General features: G+C 58.7%; 10 protein-coding genes. 5 read left to right on the top strand and 5 right to left on the bottom strand.

All coding sequences use genetic code 11. From position 1 onward, the window contains the following. Positions 1-1,329 (top strand): formate--tetrahydrofolate ligase (locus tag Q0K06_RS12185; RefSeq protein ID WP_294552903.1); only part of this gene is annotated, 1,329 nt, incomplete at its 5' end. Positions 1,330-1,396: 67 nt separating this feature from the next. Here Q0K06_RS12185 and udp read toward each other — a convergent pair. Then, entirely contained in the window at positions 1,397-2,170 is a 774-nt protein-coding gene (udp, locus tag Q0K06_RS12180; RefSeq protein WP_294552900.1) for a uridine phosphorylase, read from the bottom strand. Positions 2,171-2,439: 269 nt separating this feature from the next. Between udp and trkA the strand changes: the two genes are divergently transcribed. From trkA to Q0K06_RS12165, 3 genes are read left to right on the top strand one after another with little or no spacing between them, the layout of a single operon-like run. Further along, on the top strand, positions 2,440-3,840 hold the full coding sequence (gene trkA / locus Q0K06_RS12175; RefSeq protein WP_294552897.1) for a Trk system potassium transporter TrkA: 1,401 nt from the start codon (positions 2,440-2,442) through the stop codon (positions 3,838-3,840). Next, positions 3,837-5,282 carry a TrkH family potassium uptake protein gene (locus Q0K06_RS12170; protein WP_294552894.1) on the top strand — a complete coding sequence of 482 codons (1,446 nt, stop codon included), beginning with the start codon at positions 3,837-3,839 and terminating at the stop codon, positions 5,280-5,282. The genes trkA and Q0K06_RS12170 overlap by 4 nt, the downstream gene beginning before the upstream one ends. Positions 5,283-5,337: 55 nt before the next feature. Then, complete coding sequence (locus Q0K06_RS12165; RefSeq protein WP_294552892.1) at positions 5,338-5,949, top strand: TetR/AcrR family transcriptional regulator; 612 nt, start codon at positions 5,338-5,340, stop codon at positions 5,947-5,949. A gap of 59 nt (positions 5,950-6,008) precedes the next feature. On the opposite strand, the gene Q0K06_RS12160 is transcribed toward Q0K06_RS12165, so the two are convergent. Beyond that, a complete protein-coding gene (locus tag Q0K06_RS12160; protein ID WP_294552889.1) occupies positions 6,009-7,259 on the bottom strand; it encodes an FMN-binding protein in 1,251 nt (416 codons plus the stop codon). Then, positions 7,256-7,471 (bottom strand): hypothetical protein, encoded by a 216-nt coding sequence (locus tag Q0K06_RS12155; protein ID WP_294552885.1) that lies wholly within the window; start codon positions 7,469-7,471, stop codon positions 7,256-7,258. The genes Q0K06_RS12160 and Q0K06_RS12155 overlap by 4 nt, the downstream gene beginning before the upstream one ends. 300 nt (positions 7,472-7,771) lie before the next feature. Between Q0K06_RS12155 and Q0K06_RS12150 the strand changes: the two genes are divergently transcribed. Beyond that, positions 7,772-9,901: a sodium-translocating pyrophosphatase gene (locus tag Q0K06_RS12150; protein WP_294552882.1), complete on the top strand. Its 2,130-nt coding sequence runs from the start codon at positions 7,772-7,774 to the stop codon at positions 9,899-9,901. Between the two features lie 53 nt (positions 9,902-9,954). On the opposite strand, the gene Q0K06_RS12145 is transcribed toward Q0K06_RS12150, so the two are convergent. Next, on the bottom strand, positions 9,955-12,882 hold the full coding sequence (locus Q0K06_RS12145) for a glycoside hydrolase family 3 N-terminal domain-containing protein (protein WP_294552879.1): 2,928 nt from the start codon (positions 12,880-12,882) through the stop codon (positions 9,955-9,957). 147 nt (positions 12,883-13,029) lie between these two features. Further along, the gene (locus Q0K06_RS12140) at positions 13,030-15,510 is read right to left on the bottom strand and encodes a glycoside hydrolase family 3 N-terminal domain-containing protein (protein WP_294552876.1); all 2,481 of its coding nucleotides are present in this window, start codon (positions 15,508-15,510) and stop codon (positions 13,030-13,032) included. Positions 15,511-15,589 lie beyond the last annotated feature (79 nt).

Raw genomic sequence — 15,589 nt, 5'->3', positions numbered from 1 at the left:
CAGGTGGTGCCCATGGAGGACATCAACCTCCACTTCACCGGCGACTTCCACGCCATCGGCGCGGCCAACAACCTGCTTGCCGCCATGCTGGACAATCACATCCAGCAGGGCAACGCCCTGGACATCGACGTGCGCAAGATCACCTGGAAGCGCTGCGTGGACATGAACGACCGCCAGCTGCGCAGCATTGTCTGCGGCCTGGGGGGCAAGGTCAACGGCGTGCCCCGTGAGGACGGCTTCGACATCACTGTGGCCAGCGAGGTCATGGCGGTGCTCTGCCTGGCCACCGGCCTGAAGGACCTGAAGGAGCGGCTGGGCCGCATGGTGGTGGCCTATACCCGGGACGACAGGCCGGTCACCGCCCGTGACCTGAAGGCGGACGGCGCCATGACCGCCCTGCTGAAGGACGCCATCAAGCCCAATCTGGTCCAGACCCTGGAGCACACCCCCGCCCTCATCCACGGCGGCCCCTTCGCCAACATTGCCCACGGCTGCAACTCCATCACCGCCACCGACGCCGCCCTGCGTCTGGGTGACTATGCGGTGACCGAGGCCGGCTTCGGCGCGGACCTGGGCGCGGAGAAGTTCCTGGACATCAAGTGCCGCTACGGCGGCCTGACCCCCTCCGCTGTGGTTGTGGTGGCCACCGTCCGGGCCCTGAAGCACCACGGCGGCGCGGCCAAGAGCGAGCTGAGCACCGAGAACCTGGCCGCCCTGGAGAAGGGCCTGCCCAACCTGCTCCAGCACGTGGAGAACATTACTCAAGTGTACGGCCTGCCCTGCGTGGTGGCCGTCAACCGCTTCCCCACCGACACCGAGGCCGAGCTGGCCCTGGTAGAGGAAAAGTGCCGGGCTCTGGGCGTCAATGTGGCCCTCAGCGAGGTGTGGGCCAAGGGCGATGAAGGAGGCGAGGCCCTGGCCAAGGAGGTCATGCGCCTGTGTGAGATGCCCTCTGACTTCCACTTCTGCTACGACACGGACAGCTCAATCGAGGAGAAGCTGGACGCCATTGCCCGGAAGATTTACCGTGCCGACGGCGTTGACCTGACCTCCAACGCCCGCAAGCAGCTGAAACAGCTCACCGACCTTGGGTATGACAAGCTGCCCATCTGCATGGCCAAGACCCAGTACTCCTTCTCTGATGACGCCGCCCTTCTGGGCGCTCCCCGCGGCTTCCGCATCACTGTGCGGAACCTGAAGGTGGCCGCCGGCGCAGGTTTCCTGGTGGCCCTCACCGGAGACATCATGACTATGCCCGGCCTGCCCAAGGTCCCTGCTGCCGAGAACATTGATGTAGACGAAAACGGCAGGATTACCGGACTGTTCTGAGCCATATCCTTATAACCATAAAAAAGTCGTCCGCCACAATGGCGGACGACTTTTTTGGATGTCAATCTCAGCCTTGCCTTGCCCTGTCGGCCTGGATAAGGCGCTTGATGGCCTCCACGCCCACTCTGACAGCGGAGGACACGTCATGGCTCTCATCCTGGGGCAGGCCGGCGGCGTCCCGCTCCTGATTCCAGATAACGTGGAAGGCAGAGCCGCAGCGCACTCCCAGGGCGGAGGCGCAGCAGAACAGGGCCGCCGACTCCATCTCGGAAGCCAGGACGCCCAGCCGCTTCCAGGCCTCCCACTTGGCCTGGAGCTCATAGGAAACCGGCATGCGTCCGGGGTCGTGCTGCCCGTAGAAGGAGTCCTTGCACTGAACCACGCCCGCATGCCACACATGGCCCAAATCCTTGGCGGCATCCACCAGAGCGGTAAGCACCTCGTAGTCGGCCACGGCGGGGAACTCAATGGGGGCGTACTCCCGGCTGGTCCCCTCATGGCGGATGGCGCCAGTGGCAATGACCACGTCGCCGGCCTTTACATCCAGCTTGATACCGCCGCAGGTGCCCACCCGGACAAAGGTATCGGCGCCGATTTTGGTCAGCTCCTCCATGGCAATGACGGCGGAGGGGCCGCCGATGCCGGTGGAGCAGACCGATACCTTCTCCCCCAGCAGCGTTCCGGTGTAGGTGGTGTATTCCCGGTTGGACTGAATCTTTACCGGGTTATCAAAGTGGGCGGCAATGATCTCGCAGCGGCCCGGATCGCCAGGCAGCAGCACATACCGGCCCACATCCCCGGCCTTGCACCTGATGTGAAACTGCAGCTCATGTTCGTGCATAATGCTCACCTCATATCATTATTTCTGTCCTTTTTTATTTATTATAACTGTTCTTTCCCCTTCTCTGCAACCCCAGTTGTCCATTTCGTCTGCCCAACCCAGTCTGGTTGCCTTGTACCTGCCAGACAAATTTCTCTTTTTTTATGTAAAATCTCTGCTCGCCCTTTACGGCTGGTCTGAATTGCGCTAATATGTTGGTAGTTATCCGCCGTTTATGCGGCGTACGCTGTGTGCCATGCAATATCGATTTGAAATAGGAGAGAGAGCGTGTGAAGATTATCATTGTAGGCGACGGCAAGGTTGGCTTTACACTGGCGGAACACCTGTCCCGTGAGGACCACGACGTCACCATTATCGACACCCGGGACGACGCCCTCCAACGTGCCTCTGACGCGCTGGATGTCATGTGCGTTAAGGGCAACGGCGCCTCCATTGCCACCCTGAGGGAGGCTGGCGCGGAGAGCGCCGATATTCTCATTGCCGCCACCAGCCTGGATGAGATCAATATGATTTGCTGCCTCACCGCCAAGCGTCTGGGCACCAAGTACACCATTGCCCGTGTGCGCAACGTGGAGTACGCTGTGGAACTGCCCACCCTGAAAAAAGTGGTGGGCATTGATATGATCATCAATCCCGAAAACGCCACCGCTGTGGAAATCGCCCAGCTGCTCCGATTTCCTTCCGCGGCCAATCTGGAGACCTTCTACCGGGGGCGTGTGGAGCTTATCGGCTTCCGGGTCCAGGCGGACGACTTCATCTGCGGTCACCCTCTGTCTGAGCTGAGCCGTCATGTCAAGGCCCTGCCCATTCTGTTCTGCGCAGCGGAGCGGGGAGACCAGAGTATCATTCCTGACGGCTCCTATGTCCCCACCGCCGGGGACAAGCTCTATCTCATCGGCCAGCCCGCCGGCATGACCCAGTTCTTCAAGCTGCTGGGCCGGTACGCGCCTAAGATAAAGAGTGTATTTGTGGTGGGCGGCGGACGCATCTCCCACTACCTTACCGCGCTGATGGAGGGCATGGGCCTTCACGTCAAGGTGGTGGAGCGGAACATGGACCGCTGCCGGGAACTGAGCGAACTGCTCCCCCACACCATGGTTATCTGCGGCGACGGTACCGACCAGGAGCTGCTGGAGTCGGAGAACGTAGCCTCTGCCGACGCCTTTGTTGCCCTCACCGACCGGGACGAGGACAATCTGATCATCTCCCTGTACGCCATGCAGCGGGGCATTGCCAAGGTGGTGACCAAGTCAAACCGGCAGAACTACGCAGGCATTGCCCGGGCCGTGGGCCTGGACAGCGTCATCTCCCCCAAGCTTATCACTGCCAACCAGATTCTCCAGGTTGTGCGCGGCATGGAAAACTCCAAGGGCAGTGTCATGACCGCTCTGTACCGCATCGCCGAGGGAAAGGTGGAAGCCATGGAGTTTGTGGTCAACGAGACCACCCGCCACCTGAAGATTCCCCTGAAGGACCTTCGGCTGAAAAAGGGCATCCTGATTGCAGTCATCATCCATCAGGGCCGCATTATCATCCCCGAGGGCTCCACATGCATGGAGCAGGGGGACACGGTAATCATTGTCTCCCGGGACGAGGGCATTCTGGACGTCAACGATATCTTTGACGAGTCTCTGCTGGAGGCTGGCGTCATAGGGAGAACTGGGCTGTGAATTTTAAGCTTGTCTTCCGCATTACCGGCAAGACCCTCCTGGTGGAGGCCTGCTGTATGCTGCTGCCCATTCTGGTGTGCTTTATCTATGGCGAGTCCCCCATGCCCTTTGTCCTGACCATTGCCATTCTTCTGGTGGTAGGGGGAATCTTGTCCGCGCTGCCCGCCTCCAACCACTTCTTCCCCCGGGAGGGCTTCTTCGCTGTGGGCCTTATCTGGCTGCTGATCTCAGCCTTCGGCGCGCTGCCCTTCTGGTTTTCCGGGTATTTTCCCACTTATGTGGACTGTCTGTTCGAAGCCGCCTCCGGCTTCACCACCACCGGCGCATCCATCCTTCCGGCGGTGGAAATTCTGCCCAAGGGAATCTTGTTCTGGCGCTCCTTCGCCCACTTTCTGGGCGGCATGGGGGTGCTGATTCTCACCATTGCCCTGATGCCCTCCCTGGGCAGCCGCACCCTCCACCTGATGAAGGCGGAGAGCCCCGGCCCCGTAGTGAGCAAGCTGGTGCCCAAGACCAGCCAGTCCTCCAAAATCCTCTACGGCATCTACTGCGCCATGACTGCCATTCAGATTCTCTGCCTCCGCCTCACCGGCATGGAGTGGTTCGACTGTGTCGTCAACTCCTTCGCCGTGGCAGGTACAGGCGGCTTCTCGGTGCGCAACACCTCCATCGGCGCCTACGGCAACCCCGCCGCTGAAATTGTTCTCACCGTGTTTATGCTGCTCTTTTCCATCAATTTTTCCTTCTATTTCCTGATCCTGTGCGGAAAAATCCGGCAGGCCCTCCGCAGCGACGAGTTTCGCTTCTTTGTGGGCGTGGTGGCCGTCAGCATTGTGCTGATCACATGCAATCTGTGGTTTACCGGGGGGTACTTTACATCCCTGGGCGACACAATCCGCGCTGCCGCCTTTCAGGTGTCCACCATTATCTCCACCACCGGCTTCTCCAGCGTGGACTTTGACCTATGGCCGGAATTCTCCCGGTTCCTGATTGTCATCCTTATGTTTATCGGCGCCTGCGCCGGCTCCACCGGCGGCGCCCTCAAGTGCTCCCGGGTGCTGGTTGTCTTCAAGTGCATCCGCCGAGAGATCAACCAGGTGATTCACCCCCGCTCCGTCAATGTAGTCAAGCTGGACGGCAAGGTGCTGCCGGAGGACACCCTGCGCTCCATCCTGATCTTCTTCGCCGCGTACATGCTCATTGTCCTGACCGCCGGGCTGGTGGTGGCCCTGGACAACTTCTCCTTCGGCACCACCTTTACCGCCGTGGTCTCCTGCATCGGCAACGTGGGACCCGGCCTCGAGCTGGTGGGCCCCATGGGAAACTACTCCGCCTTCTCCGCTGTGTCCAAGCTGGTGCTTACCCTGTGTATGATTGTGGGCCGTCTGGAGCTGCTCCCCATTCTGGTGCTCTTCAGCAAGAGCGCCTGGAGCCGTTCCTGAGTCCTCCGCCCCGGCAGAATCGCCCGCCGGTATTTTGTTCTCCGGAGGTAATTTCATGAAAACCACCAAGGAGCTGATCCGGAACACTGCCCGTGAGCTGTTCAACGAGCGTGGATACCGGGCTGTCTCTATGCGCAACATCGCTGATGCCCTGGGCATCAGCGTAGGTAATCTGACCTATCACTACCCCCACAAAGAGCTGCTGATGGAGGCCATCATGGACGCTGAGCTGGACACCATGCCCGCTCCGCCCGAGCCCGGCCTCTCCGGCCTGAATCATCTGCTGAAACAGATGCTGAGGTCCTTTTTTGAAACTCCCTTCTACTTCAACGACCCGGCGCTGTACAGCTCTCTCCCCCGTCTCCAGGAGCGGCATGCCGCCAGCGTCATGTCCTTGTCCCAAGTCCTCCAGGACACCATCAGCGCGTGCACTGAACTGGGGTTGTTTGTCTCTGAACTGTCTGGTTCCCTGTTGGACCATATGACCCGCCTGCTCATGCTCAGCCATATCGGCTGGGCCCAGCATAACGCCACCTGGCCTTCCCTCCATTTCATTCCTGTGGACGAAATCATGAAGGCGCAGTGGTCCGCTCTGTACCCCTACCTTACGCCTGCCGGCAGAGCGGAGTACGCTGTATTGGAACAGCTTCCGGCAGAGCAGCTCTAGTCTTTCATAAAAAATGGCCTGCGGCATGGTGCCGCAGGCCATTTTTTCCGCTCTTTCGGTTATGTTCTTTCGTTCTCCTCCAAATAATCGCCGTTCTGGATGCGCTCATAGAGCGTCTTGAGCATGTCCAGATAGGTGGGCGTCTCGGCCAGAGTAGCGCCGGAGACAGCGTCGGGGGTCTGCCAGTAGCCCTCGTCGTTCTGCGTCATGCCGCCGTCGGCATAGTAGTCATAGTCAAAGCCGTTCTCCAGAACAAAGTCCTTGATGGCCTGCATGTTGCCGGGGAAAGTGATGGGACTGGGCCAGAAGTCCGTGCCGTGGCCATTGGTCTCCTTGGCCGTAATCTGGTAGGTCATGGCCACATTTTCATCGTCAGCACTGGTGACGCTCTGGGCGCTCTTGAGAATATAGGCGGGCTGGGCGGAGGCGTCCACATACCACTTGCCGCCCTCCTCAGTGGCCACATAGTCGTTCATCTTCACGGTCTGTCCGTCTATGTCGGCAGAGTAGACCACCGCCACCTCGCAGGCGGGGTCGCTGCCCAGCTCGCCGGTCCACACCACATCTCCAATCTGGATGTACTTGGCAAAGTTGCAGGTGGTATCGCCGGAGGTAAAGGTGATAAGGCCGTCCTCGCCCAGGGCGGCGATCACCGCTTCATCGGTCATATTGCCCCAGCCGCCGGCAGCGCCGTTGTCGTCCCAGGGGAGCATGGGCTCATAAAACTGCACGGCATAGGCCTTGTTGTTGTCCATATCCCAGTATAGGGTGGCCTTGATGACGCAGTCCTGGGCGGAGGTTGCATCCTTGGTGTAGATACCGTAGGTGGTGGCGCTGACAATCCTGCGGTCGCTGGGGATCTCCACAGGCTCGGCGCCGGTGGGATAGGAGGCAGCCTCCCCGCCCTCGTCGCCGCCCTCGGCCTCAAAGGGATTGGCCTCCGGGTCCAGGGCGTTGAGCACGGCGGCGCGGCAGCCGTCGCTGGTATAGGTTGCGCCGGACACGCCGTCAATCTCAGCGCCGTTGGCCGCTACCACCTGCTCCGCCAGCTGCTCCAGTGCGGCGCCGCCAATGTCGGCGGTCTCGCCGGGGCCGTCAAAACTGGCGGCGGTAATCACGCCGTCCTCCACGGTCAGCGTGGCGGTAATCACGCCGCCGAACCCCTGGCCCCGGCCGGTCAGGGTCTCGCTCTGGGTTGCGGAACCGCTGGCGGAGGGCTGGGCGCTCTCTTCCGCCGCAGGCGTGCTGCAAGCCGCTGTACTCAACAGCAGCGCAGCTGCGGCACAGGCAGAAATCCACTTCTTATTCATGGTGCAGTGCTCCTTTCTTTTAGTACTATCGTACTAACTCCTGGTAAGCATATCATGCCCATTGGATTTCTGCAAGCACTATTTTTTCTCAAACTTTTCATAATTTCCGCATTTTTGAAGCTTTTATATACATATCTCGATATTTTATTCGAAAGCCTGCTCTTTTTTGTCAAAAATTTATCTATCTTGTCAAATCCAACAGTCTTTTTCACATTTTTACTCCCGTTTTTTCTTTCGCATGCTTATGAATTTACTTTTCCCACATATTCCCGCTTCCCGGTTCTCTTTTGTGCAAATTTGTCATACAATCTCTTGTCTTATCGTTCTGTTTTTATTGATTTTATCGGAACATTTTTTACTGCGCTTACTTTTTGTAAAGAACTCCTTGCAAATTTGATTGATTATGGTAAGATTAAGGTGCCATCAGAAAGCGGAAGGCTGAACCAAAGTATATTTTTTAAGCATTAAGCCAAACCTTATTTTTTTCTTCAGCTTTCCTATTATGTAAAGGAGTGGGAAATTTGGACGTACAGAATCTCTTCTGGTTGGGCCTGTTAGGCGCTGCCATAGCGCTGCTCTTCGCTGTCTTTCAGGCTCGGAAGGTGCTTCGCTTCTCCGAGGGCACCGATCTGATGAAAAAGATCGCCGCCTCCATCCGCCAGGGCGCCAATGCCTATCTGAAGCGGCAGTACACCACTGTGGCCAAGATCTTCGCCGTCGTGTTTGTTATTCTGCTGGTCCTGCGCTGGTTCAACCTGTTGGACAACTGGTTCATTCCCTTCGCCTTCCTTACCGGCGGCATTTACTCCGCCCTGGCCGGTTTCATCGGCATGAAGATCGCCACCAGCTCCAATTCCCGCACCGCCAACGCCGCCCACGAGAGCCTGAACCGCGGCCTGAACGTGGCCTTCTCCTCCGGCGCGGTCATGGGCTTCACAGTGGTGGGGCTGGGACTGTTTGACATTTCTGTCTGGTTCCATATTCTCAAGTATATCGCCCACTTTGAGGCCGCTCAGATCGCCTCCACCATGGTCATGTTCGGCATGGGCGCCTCCTTTATGGCCCTGTTCGCCCGCGTGGGCGGCGGTATCTTCACCAAGGCCGCCGACGTGGGCGCCGACCTGGTGGGCAAAGTGGAGGCCGGTATCCCCGAGGATGACCCCCGCAACCCCGCCACCATCGCCGACAACGTGGGTGACAATGTGGGCGACGTGGCCGGCATGGGCGCCGACCTGTATGAGTCCTATGTGGGCTCCATCCTGGCTACTTTTGCTCTGGGCGCCACCGCCTATGCCGGCGGCAGCCTGACCTGGAACGCCATGCTGCTTCCCCTGCTGGTGGCCGTGGTGGGCGTGGTGTGCTCGGTCATCGGCTCCTTCCTCATCCGCACCAGGGAGAACGCCGATCAGCGCTCCCTGCTCTCCACCCTCCGCAAGGGCACCTACACCGCCGCCATCCTGGCCGCCGTGCTGGCCGCTCCCCTCACCTACTGGCTCATGGGCTCCTGGGGGCCCTATATCGCCATTCTGGCGGGCCTGGTGGGCGGCTGCGCCATCGGCTACTTCACCGAGTACTATACCTCTGACACCTACAAGCCTACCCAGAGCCTGGCCGATTCCACAGAGACCGGCGCCGCCACCACCATCATCGGCGGCATCTCCCTGGGCATGAAGTCCACCGCAGCCCCCATCATCATCATCTCCATCGCCGTTATCGTGGCCTTCCTGGCTGCCGGCGGCACCTTATCCACCAACAGCCCTGACTACGCCGTCCTGTTCAACAAGGGCCTGTACGGCATTGGCATCGCCGCCGTTGGCATGCTGTCCACCCTGGGCATCACCCTGGCCACCGACGCCTACGGCCCCGTGGCTGACAACGCCGGCGGCATCGCTGAGATGAGCGGCCTGGGCGCTGAGGTCCGCTCCCGTACCGATGCACTGGACTCCCTGGGCAACACCACCGCCGCCACCGGCAAGGGCTTTGCCATCGGCTCTGCCGCCCTCACCGCCCTGGCTCTGCTGGTCAGCTATGTGGACGTGGTCAACGTAAAACTCGATGGCCGCGTGCTGGACCTGTCCCTCACCAATCCCGCCGTACTGGTGGGCATCTTTGTTGGCGCCATGCTGACCTTTGTGTTCGCCGCCCTCACCATGAGCGGCGTGCAGCGGGCCGCTCAGTCCATCGTGGTGGAGGTCCGCCGCCAGTTCAAAGAGATTCCCGGCATTATGGAGGGCAAGGCGGACCCGGACTATGCCTCCTGCGTGGACCTGTGCACCCGGGGCGCACTGCATGAGATGGTGATTCCCTCCCTGCTGGCCATCGTGGTTCCTGTGGTCACCGGCCTGATCCTGGGCGCTGAGTCCGTTGTGGGCCTGCTGGGCGGCGTCACCGTCACCGGTTTCGTGGTGGCCGTGTTCATGTCCAACGCCGGCGGCGCCTGGGACAATGCCAAGAAATATATTGAGGGCGGCACCCACGGCGGCAAGGGCTCTGAGTGTCACAAGGCCGCCGTCATCGGCGACACTGTGGGCGACCCCTTCAAGGACACCTCCGGTCCCTCCCTTAACATTCTTATTAAGCTCTGCTCCACCGTGTCCATTGTGTTCTCCGGCCTCATCGTCAAGTTCTCCATCTTCGGATAGCACTCATATAGAAAGGAGCGCCTGCACAGCAGGCGCTCCTTTTTTCGTTTTTCTCAGGTTTTGTTTCGCTTTATCCGGATAATCATCCAGATTACGCCGGCCGCCAGCAGGACGGCCACCACACAGTTGGCAATCATCAGCCCGCTCTCCCAGGGGGCGGCGGTGTAGGAGATGATGGTGCCGGGGACAATGCCGTTCATGGCGTTGGAGTGGGCCACAGCGTAGAGGATATTGTGGCAGGACTTGCGGAGGTTGTTCAGCGCCGTGGGGCTGGAGGTGTCCTCCAGGCTCTTCATGGCGTCGGTGGAGAGAATCAGGTCGGTGCCTGCGGCAATGGCCTGGTCGGGATACATGTACTCGTAGAGGTCAAAATCGGTGATGGCCAGGCCCTCAAAGCCCCATTCATCCCGGAGCACGGTCTGCATCAGCGCCTCCGAGCCTCCGGCCCAGGTGGCGCCCAGACGGTTGTAGGAGCTCATCACCGCGGTGCAGCCCGCCATCTCCTGCTGGGACATGGTGCCCAGCTCGTCGGAGATGTAGTTCACGGTCTGCCTGGCGTTCTTCACGGTGTACTCAAAGGGCCTGAGGTAGATCTCCCGCATGGCCTGCTCGTTGACCCAGGAGCTGACGCCGTTGTTGACCCGGTTGGTCTCCTGGTCGTTGACGGCGAAGTGCTTGACGGTGCAGTAGACGCCCTTGCTGCTGGCGCCCGACACAGTGGCCGCCCCCATCACGCCGGAGAGGAAGGGGTCCTCGGAGTAGTACTCAAAGTTGCGGCCGCCGAAGGGGCTGCGGTGGATGTTCATGGCCGGGGCGTACCAGCCGGTGACGCCGTTGTCAATGGCCTCGTTGCCCACCATCACGCCCATCCGGTAAGCCAGATCGGCGTTCCAGGTGGAGGCAATAACCACCTCGGAGGGGTAGGAGGTACAGCTGAGGGAGGTCATGTAGGAATTGATTCCGGCGGGGCCGTCATAGTCCTCAGTGGCGGGCTTGCCGATGGAGGACATCTCCACCGTGGCGTACATGCCGTTGAGCACCAGCTTAACCATGTCCTTCTCCTCCAGCTGGTCCAGCAGCAGGTCCCAGGAGGGGTCGTCGTAGGGCAGGCCCCGCAGGTCGATGAGAGACAGGCCGTTGTCCGCGCCGGTAGCGGGCTCTTCCGCCTCCGGGTCCTCGTGGCCGGCTGCCTTATAGACCTGATAGCCTTCAATGACGGCGTCGCTGGCGGTCATATCTGCGCCGGTGGGCGCGGTGGGGAAGGTGCCGGCGAAGTCGGCCCGGCTCATGTTCAGGGCATAGCCCTCGGTAGGCGTATCGGTAAACATGGCGGACACGTCGTCAAACTGGTTGGTAACGGCGGCGTGGTCGGAGGCCCGGTGGTTGCCGCCGCTGTACACCTGTTTGCCGCTGACCGTGTAGGAGATGGGCTCACAGCCCTCTTTCACATTGTGGGAGTCGGTCTGGAGGGTGATGAGGTACTCGCCCTCGTCCAGCACATAGGCCTTCTCCGTCTTGTAGTCGTAGGAGGCCATGTCCTCCACGGCCAGGGTCAGGGTGACGGTCTCGCTCTGCCCCGGCTCAATGATGCCGGTCTTGGCAAATGCCCCCAGCACCACGCTGGGTTTCTCAATGCCCCGGTCGGCGTAGTAGGGTGCGGAGTAGTAGAGCTCCACCACGTCCTTGCCCGCCACAGCGCCGGTGTTGGTGACGGTCACCTCCACGGTGATATTGCCGTCCACGCCGCCCAGCTCCTGGTTAGAGATGGCCCAGTCAAAGGTGGTGTAGCTCAGTCCGTAGCCGAAGGGGTAGACCACGGCCTCGTCGTAGTCGATGAAGCCCTCCACAGCGGCGGTCTCGTAGTAGCGGTAGCCCACGTAGATACCCTCCTCGTACTGGACGAAGGTACCCACGCCGCTGGCATTGGAGGCGCTGAGGTTCTCATACTGGTAGTGGCCGAAGTTGACGAAGGTGGGGTCCTGGGTGAAGTCGGCGGGGTAGATGTCCACGGTCCGGCCCGAGGGATTCACCGCGCCGGAGAGCACGTCGCCCACGGCGTTGAAGCCGGTCTGGCCGGGGGAGCCCACCCAGAGAATGGCATCCACGTTCTCATCGTCCTCCAGCATGCCCAGCTCCATGGGGGTGGAGGCGTTGATGAGGACAATGACCCTGTCAAAGTGCTCCTCCGCCAGGGCCAGCATGTCCTTCTCGTCCTGGTTGAGCTCCAGCTGGTGCTGTCCGGCGGTATAGTTGTCATCCCAGCCCTCCATGTCCCGGGTCAGATCGCCGCCCTCGCCGCCGCCCCGGCCGATGACCACAATGGCGGCGTCGCCGTAGGCAGAAAAGCTGGAGATGGCGTCAGCGGTATAGTTTTCAACAGGCATCTCGCCGATATAATAGGTGGAGGTGGCGGGGTCGTCCATGGTGATGACTCCCTTGGGGTGGTCGTAGACCCGGTTGGCGCCCAGAGCGGTCATCTCTTCCTTATAGGAGGCATAGCCGCTGAGGATGGAGTAGACCGTATCGTTGATCTCATATCCGGCCTGTTCCAGACCGGTGCGCAGGTCTATTACTGTGCTCAAATCCACGGAGCCGGAGCCGGAACCGCCGTACACCGGGTCGGCGGCGTCACGGCCCAGCAGGGTCACCTTGGCGGGGGCGACCAGAGGCAGGGCGCCGTTGTTCTTCAGCAGCACGATGCCCTCGCTCTCAATCTCCTCCACCAGGGCGTCGGCCGCCGCCTGCACATCCTGGGTGGACTCGTAGTCCAGAGTGTAGTACTCGCTCTCCCAGTCCTCCGAACCCTCGGTCTTGGTGATGATGATGTCGCCGCCGCCCAGGTACAGGTCCACATAGCCTTTGAAGATGCTGGTCAGGATGTTCACCGCCACAGCCAGGGCCAGCACCAGAGCCAGCACTATCGTCCAGATGGCGGCAAATTTTTTGTTGCTCATCTTCTTTTTCGCGCGTTTTTCTTCCATAAATTTTACTTTCCTCCTTTTTGTGAAAGCATTTGGGCATAAAAAGAGCAGAGAGGGCGGCAGAACCGCTCCCCTCTGCTCCTATTTCCGCAAGTTCAGACGGGGCAGCCGTTCAAAGAGAGTCTTTGAACTTTTGTCGCAGGGTGCTTACCCCTCAGCCGACACGGGCTGGGCCTCAGGCTCGGTCAGCGGCGGCACGCAGTACTTCTCGGTGCGCTCGTCCTGAATAACGCCGGACCAGTTGAGGCCGAAGCCGAAGTCGTAGGTGTTGCCGGCGGCGTCCACATAGCACTCCATGTCCCGGGGCACGTCCTCATACTGAGCCTCCACGGTTTCCATATTGGCGGGCATCTGAATGGGGAGCAGACCGGAGGGCTCCACCTTGCCGGAAGTAATATCAAGAAAATACTTACTGTCAAAGCTAAATCCCACGGTTCCAAATCCCACCAAGATAGCATCAACCTGACCCTCAAACTCCGTGAAGATCATCGGCCTGTCTGCATTTACTGCGACAATGATTTTTGCCTCTTCCGGCATATTATTGATTGCATACTGGATACCTTCAAGCTCTGTCTTATTTGTAATTCTGGAAGATGCTCCATAATAAGACCGATTTTCTTTTTCAAGTGTTGTAATTGTTCCGTATGTGCCCTCCACCTGCGTTTCAATCATATTGCCGGAAATAGACTCAGAACGGACGGACGAAGAGTCCGCTGTATAATCACCATACTGGAGCGAGATGGGGAAATACTCGCCTGTCTCCAAATCATGTCCATAACCATTCAATACATTTCCTTCGTTAATGGGGCAGTTTACAATAATGATTGCATAATCACAAGCATCCAACTCCTCTGCCGAAGCGCGCACGATGTCATTTTCCGTGTAAACAGGATTTCCATTTTCATCCGTGCCACTTGGCTCACCCACAGTATCGGTAACAACATTGTACACCGCATCTGCGTCTGCCTGGTTGACAGGGAGCGCCCACTTTCCTTTATAAAACTGCATGGGAATATAGACCGTTGCCTTCTCTTCCGAGTCGGATGCCGCCTGAATGGCGTCACCCTCGTTTTTCAGCATGACAATCGATTCAATGATGCTCTCGTATCGAAGGGACTCCATTTCCTCACTGTCAAATAGTGTTGAGGCCTTATCAACATCGACATAGCTGTTTTCAAATCGGCCCACCTGAAAAAGCGGCTTCAGGATTCTGTATGCCGACAACTGAATCCGCGCAAGCGCCTCGTCCTCTCCAAGTTCATCGCACAGCAGCGCATACGCGCCCTCCATATCGGCTGTATTTGCACTTCCAATCTGATCAACTCCCGCCAAAATCATCAATTTGATAATTTCTGCTTCGGTTGCATCCGGATCAATTCCCCAGGCCATTCTATTTTGTGCGCTCCAGTCAGAACAAATCATTCCATCAAAACCGTATCCCTCGCGAAGCAAATCGATTTTCCACTCGCTAAAGGCCGAGCCTACCAGTTCGCCATACTCTTCATTTTCTGAATACGCGATAGAATAAGATGTCATGGCCGCCGGAGAACTTTTTGTTTCACTCTCCAGGTTCAGTGCACCATCGACAAAGGGAATGAGCTGTGTTTCAAATGCATCGCCGGGGTAAACCGCATATTTTCCAAAATCACTGTGGGATTCACGTCCGCTCTCACCAGTCCCGTCTCCCGGCCAGTGCTTCATCATAGCAATAATGCTGTCTTCGCCCCATCCAAGGTCATTCCCGTTTTCATCATAAGTAGACTGTAAGGCAGAGATTGTCATGTTTGCCATATCAGTTACAAGTGCCGGATCTTCTCCGAAGGTCCCCGGGACGCGAAGCCAGCGAGGGTCTGTCGCCAGGTCTACCATGGGCCCCAGCAAGGTGGAAAAGCCGAGTGAACGCAGTATCTCCGCCTCCGCTTTATGGACGTCAAAAACCATTTCGGGGTCAAAAGTCGCCCCCAGAGCCAAATTGTCCGCAAATCCAAGGGATTTAGGTGTATTGGGATTAGAGCTTGTATTCAGCGGAATTCCGTAATCCATTGCTTCAACATATGCTTGGATATTATTATTCCAAATCGCAATCGAGCGGACAGGGACACTTCCCAGCACCTGATTGAGCATTGAACGAAGCCCGCCATCCATAAGCGCAGTATCTTCCTCGCTTAAACTTCCATCGCTTTCAATCTGCCTCAGGTCTCCGTGTCGCATAAGTCCAAATATTACATCAGTGGGCAGCTGATAGGCCAGGTCTTCCGCCCGGCTGTCGGCATCCAGCCGCCAGTCCTCATAGGCATCCAGCTGACCATTTTTATTCAGATCCTTAAAAGCGAACCCGTCCACCTGGATCAAGCTGATACCAGAGTCAGGGGAGTAACCCAGAGTCTCACCGTCGGTGTTGGTGACCTTCATCCAGCCGTCAGCGGTCTCCTCTTCGCTCCACTTGGGCGTGCCGGAGCCCAGTTCCTCAGGGGTAATCGGATATTCGCCCGTGGGCTGCGCACTGCTGCCGGTAGGGGCAGGGCTGCCGCTGCCGGTGGGGGTATCCTGTGTACAGGCACTCATCATGCCCAGCAGCATGGTGCCCGCAAGAAGGACAGCCGCTGCTTTCTTCGCATACTCTTTCATTCTCGTACTCCTTGTATTATAGAGTAGTAGTGATTAGAGCCCCTCTCCAAGGGCTGTGTGCTACACTGTAAGGGATGCT

The organism is uncultured Pseudoflavonifractor sp., from assembly GCF_944387805.1.
GTDB lineage: Bacteria > Bacillota > Clostridia > Oscillospirales > Oscillospiraceae > Pseudoflavonifractor.
This window is presented reverse-complemented; position numbering and strand designations above follow the sequence as displayed.